The sequence below is a fragment of the Desulfosoma sp. genome (genome assembly GCA_037481875.1).
GTDB lineage: Bacteria > Desulfobacterota > Syntrophobacteria > Syntrophobacterales > DSM-9756 > Desulfosoma.
Map to the genome: position 1 here is coordinate 576952 of JBBFKY010000001.1, position 17754 is coordinate 594705.

The following is a 17754-nucleotide window of genomic DNA, read 5'->3' on the forward strand; positions in this document are numbered from 1 at the left end:
CATGACGTCCCAAGACACTGCCATGATTCGCCGGCGCCGTCGACGCGAAAGGGCCGTGATTTTTACGGTTTTGTCTCTTGTCCTGGTCTTGGGTTTCTTTCAGGGATGGTTCTTTCACTACAAATCCGAACTGTCCCTGTTCAGTAACGTGCTCCTTATCGTTCTCGTCAATGTCAATCTGATCCTGCTGCTTCTGCTCCTCTACCTGGTCATTCGTCAGATCGTGAAGCTTGTGTTTGAGCGAAAAAAAGGGGTGCTGGGCCACAAGTTGCGCACGCGTCTTACCCTGGCTTTTGTGGCCCTGACCTTGATTCCTACTGTTCCACTCTTTGCCATAGCCGTGCAGTTTATGTCCCTGAGTCTCAACTATTGGTTCAGTAACAAGGTGGAGCAATCTTTAGCGCAAAGCCTGGAATTGGGTAGAGGATATCTTCGACAGGTCCATCGGGATGCGCTTGCAGAACTAAAGACGGTGTCGGCGGAAATATTTTCTCATGGTTCCGAACGAGAAGACGGCTCCTTGGCTCTTCAAATACCGCCGTTGTTCTGGGAACGTCACCAGCTTGCCGCGGTCTTTCTCGTGGATGCTGAAGGAAGGTTGCTGGATGTGGCTTGGGGAAATCCCGAGTGGTCAAGGTTCGAGGCGACGTTGGCGCAGACGGTTCGGGATCGACTCAAGGATGTGACAGTCCAAACGGAAGGGGTCCCTCTGGCCATGGGAGAACTCGGGGATGCTCTCCTCGTTTGGGATCATCTAGAAGTCCAAGGTGAGGATCCTCACGCCCCCAAGTCTTTGGGGGTGCTTCGAAGGCTTCCTTCAGACCTCATGGCCAAGCTGAACACGGTGGTTCAGGGTTATCAAAACTATCGGCAATTGAAACTCTTTAAAGCCCCCTTGAAAACCACCTACTTGATCACCTTTTCCATTGTGACGTTGCTGGTGGCTTTTGCCGCCATCTGGTTTGGATTGTACCTGGCACGCCATATCACCGGTCCCATTCAAAGCTTGCTGACCGCCACGAACCAGGTGGCTCACGGGAATCTGGATGTGAGCCTTCATGTGGACCGGGAAGACGAGATGGGGCTTCTGATGGTGTCGTTTAACCACATGGTACGCGACTTGAGAGCGAGTCGAGAACAGCTCACGAAGGCTTATCAGGCTCTGCAGCAAAGCCACCAAGAGTTGGAAGCACGCCGCCGATACATGGAAATTGTTTTGGGCAACATTGGAGCCGGGGTTGTGGGCGTGGCCGCAGATGGCACCGTGCAGGCCATGAACAAGGCAGCGGAACAGATGTCCGGCATACGAGCTGAAGAAATCACGGGAAAGCATTACAGGAATTTTCTCCAGCCGGAGCATTTGGAAGTGGTGAAGTCTTTTCTCAGGCTTTATCGAATCAGCCGCCAAACCTACATGGAAAAGCAGGTGCAGGTGCTGGTGGGAAACCGTCTTCTGAGCCTGTTGGTTAAAGTCAGTGTCCTGCTGGATGAAAACAAGAAGCTTCAGGGTGCCGTGGTGGTGCTGGATGACTTGAGTGAACTGCAAAGGGCGCAGAGGGCCGCGGCTTGGAGAGAAGTGGCGCGTCGTATCGCCCATGAAATCAAAAACCCCCTTACCCCCATTCGACTGTGTGCCCAGAGATTACGCCGCCGTTATGGAACAGATGAACAGGGTGGAGATGCGGTGGTCAATGAATGCACGGAAACCATTATTCAGCAAGTGGATCATATGAAACGGCTGGTCAATGAATTTTCGCAATTCGCCCGCATGCCGGAAGCACGACCGCAGCCGTGTGACTTGAGGGTTCTGGCTCAGGAAGCCTTGGCTTTATACCGACACACCCACGGAAACATTCGGTTTCAGCTGAAATCCAGCGAAGATTTTCCGATCCTTTTTTTGGATTCGGATCAGTTTCGCCAAGTTTTGAATAATCTTTTGGAAAACGCCGTGCAAGCGCTTGACGGTCGGGAAGGGGACGTGGAGATTCGGCTGGATTACGATCCCATTCTCAGAATCGCACGCCTGGAATGTGCGGATACGGGTCCAGGACTGTCTTCCGAAGCCAAAGGAAGGGTTTTTGAACCGTACTTCTCCACCAAGGAAAAGGGGATGGGATTGGGTTTGGCTATTGTGGCCAAGATTGTGGCGGATCATCACGGCTTTGTGCGGATTCGAGACAATGTGCCGCATGGAACGGTGTTTATCATAGAACTGGCTGCAACCTTTGGTGAAGAGACTCAAAACTGGATCTGACCATTTAAGGCGCTTTTCCAAAAAGACGGGACGGCGGGGGACGCCATGGGAATCAAGGTTCTGGTGGTGGATGACGAACCGAACATTGTTCGATCGCTCAAGGGAGTTTTGGAAGACGAGGGCTATGAAGTGGTGTCGGCCGCTTCCGGAGAATCGGCTCTGGAGGAACTACGCAAAGAATTTCCCGATGTGGTGCTCCTGGATATATGGCTTCCAGGGATGGACGGTTTGGAGGTGCTGCAGCGGATCAAGGAAACGTACCCGGCGCTTCCTGTGATCATTATTTCCGGTCACGGCACCATAGAAACGGCGGTGCGGGCGACCCGCATGGGAGCCTTTGACTTTGTGGAAAAGCCCCTGTCTTTGGAAAGGGTACTGGTGAGTCTTCAGAACGCCTTGCAGGTTTCCCGTTTGGAATCGGAAAATCTGCTATGGCGTCAAAAGGCGGAAAGACGTTATCGTATTACGGGTCAAAGCCCGGCCATCGTACGTCTGCGCGAATTTATCGAACGGGCGGCTCCCAGCAACGCCACCGTGCTCATCACCGGGGAAAACGGGACGGGCAAAGAACTGGCCGCTCGTTCCATTCACTATCTCAGCCCTCGAAGGCAAAAGCCCCTCATTGAAGTTAATTGCGCCGCCATTCCGGAAGAACTGATTGAAAGTGAATTGTTCGGGCATGAAAAAGGGGCGTTTACCGGGGCTCAGGAAAGACGGCGAGGTAAATTCGACCTGGCGGACGGAGGAACCTTGTTCCTTGATGAAATCGGGGACATGAGCCTCAAGACTCAGGCAAAGATATTGCGTATTCTTCAGGAACAATCCTTTGAAAGGGTTGGAGGATCTCGAACCATTCGCGTCGATGTGCGTATCGTGGCCGCCACCAACAAGGATCTGACCGAGGAAATCAAGGCGGGAAGATTTCGTCAGGACCTGTATTTTCGGCTGAATGTCATCCCCATTCATGTGCCGCCTCTAAGGGAACGGTTGGAGGACATTCCCTTGTTGGTGGAAGATTTTTTGGAACAGTTTTCTCGAGAGAGTTCCATGGGTCGCAAGGTCCTTGCACCGGAAGTGTATCCGGTATTGAGCCGCTATGCATGGCCGGGAAATGTCAGGGAATTGAAAAACTTTGTGGAACGTTTGGTGATCATGACCCCTTCACGCACCATTACCCTTAAGGATCTGCCTGAAGATTTTCTGCGACAACTGGGTGACGATGCGCCGAAAAATGATCCCTTTCAGCATGCCACCTTCAAGGAAGCCCGGTTTTCCTTCGAAAGGGAATACCTCTGGCGAAAACTCAAGGAATTCGACTGGAACGTGTCGCTGACCGCCCAAAATATCGGCTTGGAAAGAACTCACCTGCATCGAAAAATGAAGGCTTTGGGGTTGCGGCCGACTCATGAGACGGAAGAAGACGGTGAAAACCGTTCGGCACAGGTCTAACCCTCATGACGGGAACCGAAGATGTTCGGTGCCGAATAGCAAGCTCGTTCCCGGCGGCGGTAGATGGCAAGTCTAACCCTCATGACGGGAACCGAAGATGTACGGTGAGGTTCCCTTGACATGGTTGGGGTTTTGGTGCTAAGAGTGCGCGACACTGTCGGGGCGTAGCGCAGTCTGGTCAGCGCACTAGCATGGGGAGCTAGGGGTCGGCGGTTCAAATCCGCCCGTCCCGACCAGTGGACTCTATATTTTGCGGTTTTCTCCTCATTTTTAGAAACGCCTATTGGAACCTAGGCAATAACAAACCCCATTGTTGCACGCATTCCATCCTCGGAGCATCAGCCGCGAACCGCTATCTTTCATTCCTGCCTTCCATGCATGCAATCCCACTGGGAAGGGCCTGTCAGGGATGGGAAGCACGCGTCCACGGAGCGGCAATCGGTTTCCAGGGACGCCCAGACCAATCCATCACGGTGCATACGGCTGATTTTCGGTGTGATTACATAGTCTTTCGGGGCGGACATTTCTGTCAGCCCCTTCAGTTGTTCCCCACTTTTCAAAAATAGATCGCGAAGGGCTTACCTTAGGGATCCACACCGGAACATGAACTGAAAGCTCACACAATACCTAGGGCTTTTCAGGGGTGCTTTCGTTCACATCTCGTCCTCGAATCTGAAAACGGTGTTCAAGGTCTTTGAGTTTCTGCACAATCCCGCCGTATTCCAATTCGGCGTAAGGCAGCATGGCGTTTCCGAAAAAGCCTTGACGACGGATTTCCGTGGCCTTGTCGGAAATTTTTTGCCGGACTCGGTCCCAGTAGGGATGGTCAAAGGCGTCCACGGCGCTGGTCAGACGCCCCTTGTGAACGCAGTAAGCGGCACAGGAAACAATAGGGGGGCCATCGAAGAAGGATGTTCCCGTGTTTTGCTTCACGGGCATTAGGGGTCCGTTGTGGCTGCCGCGCATAAATCCGGCGACGTAGGCTCCCAGATTAAACGGCGCCAAGACTTCCCCCGTGGCGGGAAAAGCCCCTTGCACGCGCACCAGCATGATGGGATCATCTTTTCCCGTGTATTTTCCAGCAATGTTGTGTAGTCGCGTAGTGCTGACCGCCGCAGCTTGTTCCCCGGTCTCCCGAGAATGAATGGATTCGATCACAAACCTTTCAGGATCCCGAAGCAGAGAGGCGATATCGTAGAGATCTTCCGGAGCGTTTAAAGTGATAATGCGGTCAGCTTCCACATGATTGACATCCATGATTGTAAAAGAAAAGCCTTGAAACATGCTTGGGGAAAGAATGAGCCCGGAACAATACATGGGATCGGCAAAGGCCAGATAGAGCGGCAGGTTGTAAGCCCCGGGATCTGTTTTATCGGCCGCGAAAAACAGAAAGGGTTCCGCGGTCCGTTCCTCGATCTCCATTTCGGCCACGGCAGGGCCTAAACCACGAACATTGCCCGCAAAGGCATCTTTAAGCAGGTCTTGGCCCGCTCCGTAGAGACCTTGATCCTTCGCCACATCCGTTCCGGCCTTGAAGGCGTTCCAGGCCAGTCGATGCACTTCCTCATTGCACACCCCGCCCGTGTGGGTGCACAGGATGGCGATGTCGTCTCCTGTGTAAGTGACCCGAAAATCAATGAGCATTCCCCGATGATGCTGTTTCACATGTCCCACAACCGCTTCCAACAGCCTGCGGCTGGGTTGAATGTGACCTCCAACGCTGCCGATGTCCGCCTTGATGGCTGTCAATGTCGTCCTCATAGCCCACCTCCCTTGGGTTGAAATGTGAACTCGGCAACGGGGCGCTTCGGTCCCCACAATCCAGAGGCGTTCAATCTGATGAGATGGCGGAAAGCCGAACCCCACTAAATCAAACCATGACCAAAGGATAGAAGAAGATGCCCGAGGACAGAACCGGATCAGGGGCAAGACAAGTGCGCAGAAGCGTGTTGATGCGTACGTCTATTCAGAAAGCTTTGGAACAGGAACCGCCGCAGTGAAATTCCTAAACCTTTCCCGCTTCGAGAGCTTTTCCTAAAAAGCCTGTCGAAGATCTAGATTCAGGGTATGCATAACACAAAAACATCTTCGACACCAGCAAGGTTTACGAAAACTCTTCATGAGTCACAAGCCATAGCCCAGAAGCACGGTGCGCCGTACCCGTATGGACTCCACCATAACGATTACACGACCAAAGACGTCGAGAAGATTTTCTACGCTTCGGGCTACCAGAGTCGAAAACCGAGACCTGATCGGCGTTCCGTGACACGTCGCAAAGCGCTATGGAGAATGCTTTCATGAGCCCAGATTTCGACGCTCTCCGTGGCACGGGTCACAGCCGTATACAAGAGCTCCCTGGTGAGGACTTTGACATCCCGATCGGGTAAGATGACTAACACGCGGGTGTACTCCGACCCCTGGGATTTATGTACCGTCATGGCATAGGCGGTTTCGTGTGCGGGAAGTCGTGAGACAGGAACTTTTTTAAGAGTTCCATCGACCTGGCGAAACCAGGCCATAAGACGCTGAGTGACAGGGTCCGGCCACAAAAGCCCCACATCGCCGTTAAAGAGGCCCACATCATAGTCGTTTTCAAGGACGATTAAAGGTTTTCCTTGGTAATACCGCGTTCCTTGAGGAATATGCCCAAGCTCCGCCAAAAGGCTTTCCACAATCTCGTTTATGGTCGTCACGCCAAAGGGACCTTCTCTGACGGCGCACAGGATACGGAAAGATTCCAACCTTAGCGAAGCCTCATCAAGGCTTCCAGCCCCTGGAACCTTTGAAAAATTTTGTTCCACCACGATTCGAAGGGCTTGCCGAAGTTCCTGTTCTCGAACCCAACGGCAACACAATTGAGGGTTATTCAGAGCCGTTGTTTTGTGGGAAGCACTCCACGCAACCACAGGAATCGGCCAGGATTCTCCGGCACCGGATCGAATGCATTCTGCCAGGTGTCCCAGGCCGCCGTCCTTGGAAAACCGATAGTTCTTTTCCAGAAAAACTATGCATTCGCCGAACGGGGACACCGAAAGATTCGGGCAAGGAGATTCTTCGGGAAGTTTCATTCCCGTGGCCGCTTCGACTTTGTCTTTCCATACTCGACCTCGCCGAATAGGATTGGGATCGTCGCCCGCTTGGTCCTTCCTGAATCGACCACACAAGTCCGAAAACACATTCCCAGCTTCAACAGACGCCAACTGATCTTTGTCACCGAGCAGAATCCAACGGGCATGAGGGGGAAGGGCCGCCGCCGTATGAGCCATGAGAGGAAGATCGATCATGGAAGCTTCGTCCACGATAAGGACGTCCAGATGCAGGGGATTTTCCGGATTGTATCGAGGAACGGATCGACCCTGGCGGACTCCCAAAAGCCGATGCAAGGTCATGGCTTGCTGAGGAAGATGTTCCAGCCACTGACCCCCGTGTGCATAAGACTTCAGAGAATTTCGCAAGGATTCAGTGATACGGGCCGCCGCTTTGCCCGTCGGGGCGGCCAAGGCGATACGCAAGGGACGTTGGGACAAATGTTGCAGGACACCGAGGATGCCGGTCACCGTATATGTTTTCCCTGTTCCTGGGCCCCCGGAAATGATGCAAAGCCTTTTCATGGCAGCGACGGCTGCGGCAACGCGTTGCCAATCCACTTCCTCTTCTGAAGATGCAGGCGGAAAGACGTGATGGATGGCCGAACGTACGGATTCCGGAGGGATGTCGTCGATCCAACCTTGGGCGAGTTTCCTCAGACGGCGCGCCACATCCCATTCATAATACCAGTAGCGTGCCAGATACAGCAAAGAGCCGTCCAACACCAAGGGCTTTAAAAAAGGTAATGGCTGTGTGTGAACTGGGCTGTTTCCAGAATGCTTATAAGAGCCTGGATCCATCCCCCTGAGTGGTGGCATCCCGTCCGTAGATATGGGAGGCATAAATCCCGTGCTCCCAGGGAAACCATCGCCCAACTCCCCTGTCGGACAAGCTTTTGGAGTCTTTTTCGTTGGAGCTTCCAGCCCCATAAGTTGCCAGGCGTCAGAGTCGTGATCCTGAAAAACATTCGAAACATGAAACACGGCTCGGGACCGGGCCAGGGTCTGGATCCAGGCTGTAGGCGATCTTTTCGGGGGAAGGTTCAAAGCCTCAATGTTAATCGTTCCCACATTGTCAAGAAGACGGTTTTCCGCAAGATCTTCAAGATCGAGACAGACATCGCCTTGGCTGACTCGAAGACTTACCAAAGCCGCGGCCAGGGCCACTTCGTTCTTGATGTCGTCGGCATCTTGTGCGGAGACCCATAGAGCAAAATGCCGGTCCAGAGGACGTAAGATGCCGAGGCGCACCAAAGTATCCAGAGTGTCTTTCATGGGTCCTTTCCTACCCGGTGCTTTCTGAAAACATGGCGCTTAAACGGAGCACATCAGGTTTTTCGGGCCGATGGTAAAAGACGCCGGTAATCCCTTTGTTCTCGGGGCGCATACCCCGAAGGAACAAGTAAAAGACACCACCAAAATGGGTGTCGTAATCATAACGAGGAAGACGTAATCCAAGGAATCGATGCACAGCCACGGTGTAAAGAAGCATCTGAAGAGGATACCGATGTTTGTGCATGGCCGATTCCAGTTGTTCCGAGCCATAATCTTCCACGCGATTTCCCAAATGGTTGGACTTGTAGTCGGCTATGAAGTAGCGGCCACGGTAACGAAAAACCAAATCGATGAAACCGTGAACCAACCCATGAACGGACTCAAACTGAAGCCCTTTGACAGACTTTTCGTAAAAATCCACATGTTGCAAAGCCCGATACAAACGATCGGGGTTCAGAGCCCCTGTAGGAAAATGAAATTCCCATTCGTGGAACCGATCTTTAAAAGCAATGTCACGAAGGCTCAGGGATTCGGTTCCGTGAACCAGAGGGGTCTCTAGAACGTTGCACACCATTTGAAGAACAGGATGGTGCCAGCTTTGTTCAAGACCATGTCGAGACAAAGTGTCGGCAATGACGGGTTCCAGATCTTGAGGCGTCAACGTAGCGAAATCTATTTTTTCAAAGATTTCGTGGAGGCATTGACCTGCTCGAGTGCCTCGAGGAAAAAGAAAAATGGGCTCGATTTGTTCAAAGGGTTCTTCGAGTGGGCTCTCGTCCACAAGAACGCCGTCGTAGTCGGGAGTGTGGGATTCGGCGCCTGTGGTCAAATGAGAATAACTTGTGACCCGCCATGGAAGTCCCAAAACCGCCTGAAACCTTTTCACCTCATACACGGGTTTTCTTTCCCGATCGCTGCGAAGGCGTTCTTGCCTTTGCCAATCAGCTATTTCCACAGCGATCACGCCTGAAGAAGACTGCGCTATGGCTTCCAGATTTTTCCGCAGCTTTTCGTCATTCTTGCTGGAGTCTTCGTCTGTGGAAAACTGGTCCATGATGCTTCGTGCTGTTTCTTGACATCGATCGACGCCAGGTTCAGGGAACAAGAGATACGCCATGGCGGACTCGGAAGCCAGGCTCACGCGTCCCCACCAGGTGACACACACATATTTGGCGCGGGTCAGCGCCACGTAGAGAAGGCGCATGTATTCGGCCATTTCTTCTCGTTCCGCTTGTATTCGGTGCTGGTCTATTTCGGATGATCCCAGGTCCACACATGGCGAAAGATCCTTCGCGTCATGAAACCTTACGATTTTGGAATCTTTGTCCTTTTTCGTTCTTCTGAGATTCCACGGAAAAGGCAGGAAGACCACGGGGTATTCCAACCCCTTGCTTTTATGAATAGTGACCACCTGCACCAGGTTTTCATCACTTTCCAGCCGTAATTGTTCTTCTTCCGGAGCGTTCTCTTCTTGCAGCCGGTCTTTGTACCAACGGAGCAGTCTGTCGACTCCGGGATAGCTCTGACTTGACCGATGTAAAAGTTCTGCAAGATGCAGGAGATTTGTCAGACGTCTTTCCCCGGCGGGAAGAGCCCGCACATGCACGGGCACGCCTTCCTCCTTGAGCAGTGTCATGAAAGCCGCGAGAAAACCATGACGATTCCAGATTTCTCGATACCTGTGGAATCGAGATTGCACATCTTCCATCAGGGTTTCATAGCTGTCCAGGGTACTCAGTCGACGAGCATTCCAGCCGAGGGTTTCCGTAGCCAGAGCCCATCGCAGGCGGCGTTCATCGACGGGATCCGCTATCGCCTCGAGAACGGCCAAAAGATCTGTGGCTTCCAGAGACCTAAAAACACTGTCCCGCTGTAAGCTGACGCTGGCCACACCTCTTTGACGCAGGGCTTCCTGAATCCGACGGCCTTCTCGATGGGAACGCACCAACACGGCTATGTCTCGAGCCCTGAGCGGCTCTTCCCCGATGGTCAGGAGTCCTTGTTGAGAAAGATTCAACCATTCCACGATGGTGGCCGCGCAGTCGGAAGCGGCCGCCTCGACGGCTGCATCTACGGTGATCGAGCCATCTTTCGTCAAATCGAGACCCTGGCAAGGTAAAAAGCGAATTTGCACGGCGGGTGGGACTTTTCCATGCAGACGTAAAGGTGTCTTGTCAGCTTCGGGGCCGCTACGGACCGGATAAAAAGGAATGTCCTGATGAAAAATGAAAGGGTAAGGGTGCCTGGAAAAGAGATGGTTGATGGCATGGACCAGATGTGACGAGGAACGCCAATTGGTGTCCATGGTGTAGGTGTTGGCAGGGCCGGTGTTCCGTTTGGCACGCATATAGGCGAAAATGTCGGCACCTCGAAAGCTGTAAATGGCCTGTTTCGGATCCCCGATAAGGCACATGGAGAAAGGAGCCTCGAATGAACCATAAATTTTCTCAAAAATGCGGTACTGAAGAGGGTCTGTGTCCTGAAATTCATCAATGAGGGCCACCGGATACTTTTGACGAATTTTTTCGGAAAGAGCCGCCCCGTAAGGGCCTGAAAGGGCCTCATCCACCCGTTGCACCAAGTCGTCAAACCCCAACACGCGTTCCAGGTCTTTGCGACGGGAAAGCGCTTGACGCACAAAATCATCGGCAGCTTTGAGGATCACAGTACGTTGGCCCTCGAGGATTTCTTTCTGTAGCTGGAGGTAACGGTCAAAGAGATCAAAAATTTGATGGGACGGAGGGGCCGCGCCCGCTTTGACTTTTTGGGCCAGAAACGATGAGCTGAGCCTTTCAAGAGGCGACGGCAGGGGTATGGGAGTGATTGCGGTGTCGGCCAGGGTGTCCATGGTCGTCAGAAGGGTTTCCACGGTGTCGACCCTGTAGAAACGGCGATTTAGCGCCTTGTGATCTTTAAGAATTTTTGCGATATGGTCCCGATCCTTTTGCCACGTGTTACGAATCTCCTGAAAAAGCGACTTGGCATCAGCGAAATTTCGAACACTTTCAGAGGATAGTTCAGGAAAAATCTTTGGAGGGACAACACTTCGCAGTGCCGAAAGATCTTGCAGAAGTCCATCCGGACCCTTCCACGTGCTCAGAAGCCATTGGGCCTTTTCCTCTTCGGCGTCCTTCATGATGTGACGCCAGAAATCGGCAACCGCTTCCCGCACAAGGGCCTTATCCTCGGGAAGGACATCCCAGTCGAACGGCACGCCGCAAGCAAAAGCAAATTCCTGAAGAATCCTCTGACAGAAACCATGCATGGTGTAAACAGCCGCTTCATCCATACGGCAGGCGGCTTCCATGAGAAGCCAGGGCAGGTTTTCTTTTTCCGAGTTATTTTGAGACACCCAGGGGGCGAACATGGGATCGTTCCATCGACCCGTGGACACCTCCCGCCAAGCCCCGTGGAGGCGCTGCCGAATGCGAACTCGCAGTTCTTCCGTGGCGGCGTTGGTATAAGTCACCACGAGGATCTGGCCGATGGGCAACCGTCTTTCTACGAGAAGGCGGAGCACGAGGGTCACAATGCTATGAGTTTTCCCTGTACCGGCGCTGGCTTCGATAAGCCGAACACCTTCCAGGGGGAGCAGTAAAGGATCGAGAGGCTGTGTCATGGGATCATCCTAAAATTTTCACCTAAATTGGTTGGGATTTGTATGGGCGAGGTGTCGCCTCTCTGCTACCTTGATATGGCATTAAGGACCTTGGTAATGCGAGTTCTTTGAAGGGCCGCTAGAAAGTCTCCTTTTTTTCTCGCTTCATAAAACGATGGGCCCGAAGACCTTCCAAGCCACCTGCGCAAAAGCTTCGTCCAGAGGCTCAAGCCCTCGGAAAGCCATTTGAACAGCCACGTCGTAGGCGTCGCCTCTTTCGTAATATTCATCCTTCCACGTTTTCCCGCAGAGGCGTGCCGGGGGAACCAAGACAGGGGCTCCGTTGGACTCTTTGGCATAGGCCCAACTGGATTCAGGGAAAAAGGGCAATGGACGCTGTTGCCCCTGAAACCAAAGATCCACAAGATCCTCTAGATATTTTTCCGGATTTTCCACGGGATTGAAACGAAGGAATTCCCTGTTCCCCATACCAATGTGAAGACTTTCAAGGGCCACCCCCGAGGGACGGGCGGCACACAAGGCCAGATGCTGAATCCAAAGCCTCAGACGGTCCTTGGCCTTAATGGAGGCCGGCCGGTACACCAAACGTCCCCGTTCCGTCACATTCGGTAACCAACCGCGCACTCTTATGTCTCCTATTGGAATGTCCACTTCCACCACCCGCGGTGACGTTCCTCGATGCTCCAAAACCTTGCGAGCCATTTCGTGCATGGCCTCGTACTTTTCTTGGAAACAAAGATCACCGGCCACACCATGAGGCAACCAGCCTCGACCTTTCAATCTTTGCCGTAATGCCTCGGGGCTTTCCTTTCGAAGCAAACCCTCAAGAATTTCCACATTCATCCAGTACCCTACCAAGCCATCCACGATGAAGGGTTCTTCGTCTTCAAGGGTTTCTGCTTTTCGGGAAACAGCCAGTCCCAATCGTTTCTCCAAGAACCAGGCGGAAGGGTTATCAAAGAATCGAATGAGGTCCTCCAAAGCCACTTCTTTCACGGAAAGTACGGGAAGGGAAAATTCTTTATCCACAAAGGGAGGAACATCCGATTGTTCCCGAGCTTGCACTGCGTGAAGCCACAAGGTGTCATAAGAAAAATGTTGAGGACTGGAGCCGTCATAGAGTCGAGGGCTGAAAGGTTGAAGCGAATGAAAGCGCACGATGTGGTCCACAAGGGATCCATTTTCGGCTCGGTAACTTTGTTCCACATAATCCAGGAGTTCCGAAACCACCACCGAGGGTGCCTTCAAAGTATTGTCCCGAATATCCCGCCCGATATAACTGACGTAGAAAACATCCCTTGCCGACATGAGAGCCTCAAGGAAGAGGTATCGGTCTTCAAAACGACGCCGTCGATCGCCGGGTCTTGGGCTTCGAGCCAATAGGTCGAATTCGGGAAGACGTTCGGTTCGAGGAAAATCGGTGTCGTTCATGCCCAAGATGCACATCACACGGAAGGGAATGGAGCGCAAGGGGACCAAGTTGCAAAAGGTGATGCCTCCGGTCAGAAATCGGCGAATGTTTGGGGATTCCGCAAGAAGACTTTCCAAATGGGGTCGAACCACTTCGACGGATAGGGGTTCCGAGCAGTCGGCTTTATGGGCGGCCGAAGCGAAGGTGTCGAGAGCCTGTCGAAAGCGATCGAGAGATTCCTGGGCATCGGGGTGAAAAAAGGCGTCTAGAAGAGCGTTGCCGTGAAGCTGCCATTCCTGAGGGGATTTGGGAATTTGAAGGATCCGGCGCCACGTGCGGATCGCGTCCAGAAGATCGTGAAGGCCCCCGAGCCACGGAGCGTCCGAGGCTTCCACATCGGGATAGGCGAGTACGTCGCCCCAGAAAAGTTCCTGAGGCGGCAGAGCGTACCCGGCAAGGAGGCGGTCCAGCCCCATACGCCATGTGTGGGAGGTATCTCGAGGAAGACCCATTTCCTCGCGCATGGCAGCGTCCAACGCCCAGCGAACTCCAGCCTCAAGGACCCATGATCGGACTCGATCCAACCCTTTTTCATCGAAACCGAACCGGGTGGCAATGGAAGGGATTTCTAGAAGCGACAAGATATCAGACGCCGTGCAGCGCCAGTGCGGCAATCGAAGAAGATCCAGGATTCTTTGAAGCACCGGATCTTCTTCCACAGACTTTCGGTCCGAAATGTTCCATGGAAGCCTGGGATTATCGCGCGTGCCGAAAACGGCTTCCACGTAAGGCGCATAGACATTTATGTCCGGCGCCATGACCACCACATCTTCCGGAGTAAGGCCGGGTAGGGTTTCCAGTAGATGCGCCAGATGATCATGGAGGACTTGAATTTCCCTCATGGGACTGTGACAGGCATGGATTTGCAAAGAATTCAGATCGAGCGCTGGCAGCCGCTCTTCTGGATTGGGTGTCCGACGATCTCTGAAATTGTAGATATCATGCTGTACCGCTTCAAGAAGTGTGGTCGGTTCAAAATCCTCAAGGAAGTCCTCATCATTACCCTGAATATCCTGAATGTGACGAAAAAGGAAACAGCCCGACAAAGCCCACGACATCATCAAAGGATTGATCCCGATACCATGACGACATCCATTTTCCTGATGCCAGGAGAGATCTTTGCCGACAGGATCGGCTCTCAGGGCTGGAATGTCACCCCAATATTCGCGACTCGGGTTCATGAAATAGAGCCTTACATCCACTTTGGATGCGAGAACATCAAGGACTTCCAAGTGTACTGGGGCAATCAAGGCCACCCCGAACAGGCTGACGCGTGAAGGAAGTCTTTCGGGCCGTAGCGGACCGCTTCCGTTTCCAACAGCCTTCAGAAACTGAAGATGCCTTTGGGCTTGGTGGGGTACGGGATTTTCATGGACCAGAGCTCGCCAAAGATGGGCCTGCCAATCCGAATCTTCCCCAGTTTCCCAGGAACGCAAAATATCCTGGCGATACACCAGATAACGGTCAAAAGCCCTGGCGACTTGGGCCGCCAACTGATACCGTTTCAACCCTGATGGATCGGCGTCCAAGTAGTGCCGAAGTTCCTGAAATTCTGGATCGAGGTTATAAGTGCGAAGCAGTTTGAAGATGCGCCAGGTAAGGTCTAAGCAGCTCCAGGAATCTTCATGTTTTGCTGCGGATTCATCTTCCCCAAGCCAGGCCCTGTAGACAAGATCCACTAAGGCTGCGGGGACAAGGAACTGCACATGAGCCGCAATCCCTTGATGTCGGGCCAACTGGTGCGTGAGCCATCGCGCCGTGCCCATGTCTTGCACCACCACCACTTCAGGGGTCATGGGGTCGTCAAGAGGTTCCTGCAGGTCGCGTAAAAGGGCTTGAAAAAGCTTTTCGATTCTTTGACTCTGCACAATGCGCCACATGTTCGAAGGCCTTTCCATGCGAGGTGTCAGAGCTCGGCACAGAGAGGGTTGACGCCGTGTTTTCGAAGACGGCACTCTACCATATCTTCTTCGGGCTTCTGCCCACGATTTTGGTCAACACGCCACCTAAACGACCTCGAAGTCCTTATCCAAAAGAAAGTTTCCCTTAGGGGTGCAGGTGTCCAGCTGCACAAAAAGCGGGTGGAAGGCCAGACCTTCCAGGAAAACCGTCGCCTCTTGGTTTCAAGAGAAGTTCTATACTTGGGAAATTCTCCAAGCCCATAGTGGAGCCCTTTACGCCGAACGGGAACCGTCTATCCCAAGAACTCGGGGCCCTTGCACAGCCACAAGGCCTGGACAGCCTTTTCCGCCACCTTAGGGGATGCGAAACAGCTCTCCTTATCCTCCCTCCTTGAAAGCGTAGCGGGCATGCTTCATGGTGGCATCAGCTTATCGGAACCCGTCCTCGGCCCGGTTTCCAATGGCAGCGTCTACGAGTGCACCATCGAACGATAACCTCCCCATTGATGGTAACAACTCGATTCTCAGCGAGAATCCAAACGGTTGTCTTTCTGTAAGGGCCTGTGGGTTCGGAGCAACCCTGGGGATGTGCCCAACTATTCTCTTAGGGCACATAAACTGCGGCGCATAGACTGCGGCACATAAACTCTAGTGCATGAACAGTAAGGGCGGACCGACATGTCCGCCCTTCAGCCGTCCACTCCCTATCTTTGCCGCAAACTTTACGTAAACATGTTGATCCGGCAATGAATGGCATGCTTCAAATAGTCTTCAGCCGTCTGTATCTCGACACCGTCAATAAAATCGTTCTGAGAAAGCCCCATCATGTCGACGGTCATCTTGCAGGCCACAAGCCGGATGCCTTCAATCTGAGCCATTTCCAATAATTCCCCCAGGGAAGGGATGTGGGCGGCGTCCATCTTTTGGCGCATCATTTTGGTGGCCATGGCAGACATGCCGGGAATTGCCCCCAGAGGCCCGGGCGGAATAAATCGGCATTTGTCTTGGTAATTCTTACGAATCACGTTGATTCCCATAAAAGTGTAAAAGATGGTGGCTTCCATACCGAGACGGACGGCATTCAAACCGAGGACCAACGAAGGATAAGCGCCGTCTAGCGTGTCCCGGCTGCAAATAAAAGTGCAAGAGATCTTTTCTTCAGGGTTTTTCTGACCTTGATCCGCCATAAGATATGTCCTCCTTCGGTTTCAAGTTTCCCGATGCTCCCCTTCGGCCGCAGAGTCGTTGTCGGGTGCAGGGGATTCGGTTTCTTGAGCGCACACGCACTGAATGATTTTCAGAACTCCTGGAAAGGCGATCCGGTAAAAAACCTGTGTTCCCTCCTTTCTGGAAGCCAAAATACCCCGTGATTTCAAAAGATTCAGATGTTGGGAGGTGTTGACTTGAGCTGATCCCACCCTTTGACAGATTTCCGTGACATTCTTTTCCCCGTCTTCCAAGACCTGCAAAATGCTGAGGCGCACCGGATGCGCTACGGCTCGAAGCATTTCCGCAGCCTTTTCCAGACGTTCATGTCGAAACGAAACCGTCATACTTTCTCCACCGATGCCGTTCTGTTATGTTAAAGTATTTTTATGTTCTAATACTCTAATTATTGAGCTCCGTCAAGAATTTTTTGATGTTTTAAAGATTGGGAACGACCAGGATCTGTGCGGATCACCGCAACATCGAGTTCATCAGGCCATCCCGATGTTCACCGTCCGTGAAAAGTCATCCGCGCAAGAAATTCAGACCAAGAGGAAGAGTTCCGATAGCTTTCGATCAAGACTTCCAAGGCAAAGGAGCGTTGAGGACCAGTTGAAGAACCAAGCGGGCAAGGATTCGGCCCCACGAACCCAAAGAGGCCGCGGTCGTTTTTCGAGGAGAAACGATGCAGGGACAATCCAGGAACTGGTCTGGCAACAGAGACGGGCGATCGTTTTTAGGGGGCGAGGAAAGCGTCAAGGATGGCGCCAAAAGAAGAGAATCAAAAGGGCGCTCACCCTTTCCGCAAAGCGCCTTCTAAGCTACGAGGCGTTTGAGTTCAGCCACGTCTTCTTCCAGTTTTATCACTCGGTGTTCTAAGCTGGCATATTCTTCCCGCCGCACGATCACCTCATAAAGTCTGCCTATGTATCTATTGGTTTCATCGATCCGATCGTTGCTTCGATCGATTCGTTCAGTGTTTTTATCGATTCGCCCGCCAAGATCCCTTCGAAGCTCATCCATCCGTTGCGAGAGCTCTTCACGGACGCCATCGATGCGTTGGGTCAGTTCCTCACGCACGCTTTCTATGCGCTGGGTCAGCTCCTCGCGGACGCTTTCTATGTGCTGGGTCAGTTCGCCTCGGACGCCATCGATACGGTCGGTGAGTTCCTCACGCACGCTTTCTATGCGCTGGGTCAGCTCCTCGCGGACGCTTTCTATGTGCTGGGTCAGTTCGCCTCGGACGCCATCGATACGGTCGGTGAGTTCCTCACGGACGCTTTCTATGCGCTGGACAAGCTCCTTACGGAATCCATTCAACTCCTCACGAACGCCATGAATGGACCGTGTCAGTTCTTCTCGAGTGCCTTGAATGGATTGGGTCAATTCCTCACGAACACCGTGAATGGACTGGGTCAACTCCTCACGAACGCCATGGATGGACCGTGTCAGTTCTTCTCGAGTGCCTTGAATGGATTGGGTCAATTCCTCAC

The 17754-nt window shown here is 52.8% G+C and carries 9 protein-coding genes and 1 tRNA gene; 3 read left to right on the forward strand and 7 right to left on the reverse strand.

Annotation, left to right across the window (positions count from 1 at the left end; all coding sequences use genetic code 11):
- Position 1: 1 nt before the first annotated feature.
- From WHS46_02585 to WHS46_02595, 3 genes are all read left to right on the forward strand, one after another.
- Positions 2 to 2254: an ATP-binding protein gene (locus WHS46_02585; GenBank protein ID MEJ5347563.1), complete on the forward strand. Its 2253-nt coding sequence runs from the start codon at positions 2 to 4 to the stop codon at positions 2252 to 2254.
- Positions 2255 to 2299: 45 nt separating this feature from the next.
- Positions 2300 to 3703: a sigma-54 dependent transcriptional regulator gene (locus WHS46_02590; protein ID MEJ5347564.1), complete on the forward strand. Its 1404-nt coding sequence runs from the start codon at positions 2300 to 2302 to the stop codon at positions 3701 to 3703.
- Between the two features lie 158 nt (positions 3704 to 3861).
- A tRNA-Pro gene (locus WHS46_02595) sits at positions 3862 to 3939 on the forward strand.
- A gap of 391 nt (positions 3940 to 4330) precedes the next feature.
- On the opposite strand, the gene fbp is transcribed toward WHS46_02595, so the two are convergent.
- From fbp to WHS46_02630, 7 genes are all read right to left on the reverse strand, one after another.
- Positions 4331 to 5464: a fructose-1,6-bisphosphate aldolase/phosphatase gene (fbp, locus tag WHS46_02600; protein ID MEJ5347565.1), complete on the reverse strand. Its 1134-nt coding sequence runs from the start codon at positions 5462 to 5464 to the stop codon at positions 4331 to 4333.
- A 464-nt stretch (positions 5465 to 5928) separates the two neighbouring features.
- The gene (recD, locus tag WHS46_02605; GenBank protein MEJ5347566.1) at positions 5929 to 8064 is read right to left on the reverse strand and encodes an exodeoxyribonuclease V subunit alpha; all 2136 of its coding nucleotides are present in this window, start codon (positions 8062 to 8064) and stop codon (positions 5929 to 5931) included.
- Positions 8065 to 8074: 10 nt separating this feature from the next.
- Complete coding sequence (gene recB, locus WHS46_02610; GenBank protein MEJ5347567.1) at positions 8075 to 11683, reverse strand: exodeoxyribonuclease V subunit beta; 3609 nt, start codon at positions 11681 to 11683, stop codon at positions 8075 to 8077.
- Between the two features lie 144 nt (positions 11684 to 11827).
- The gene (recC, locus tag WHS46_02615; GenBank protein ID MEJ5347568.1) at positions 11828 to 15034 is read right to left on the reverse strand and encodes an exodeoxyribonuclease V subunit gamma; all 3207 of its coding nucleotides are present in this window, start codon (positions 15032 to 15034) and stop codon (positions 11828 to 11830) included.
- A 743-nt stretch (positions 15035 to 15777) separates the two neighbouring features.
- Complete coding sequence (locus tag WHS46_02620; protein ID MEJ5347569.1) at positions 15778 to 16242, reverse strand: DsrE/DsrF/DrsH-like family protein; 465 nt, start codon at positions 16240 to 16242, stop codon at positions 15778 to 15780.
- 21 nt (positions 16243 to 16263) lie between these two features.
- Entirely contained in the window at positions 16264 to 16608 is a 345-nt protein-coding gene (locus tag WHS46_02625) for a metalloregulator ArsR/SmtB family transcription factor (GenBank protein MEJ5347570.1), read from the reverse strand.
- A gap of 469 nt (positions 16609 to 17077) precedes the next feature.
- On the reverse strand, positions 17078 to 17754 hold a 677-nt coding region (locus WHS46_02630; GenBank protein MEJ5347571.1), incomplete at its 5' end, for a hypothetical protein.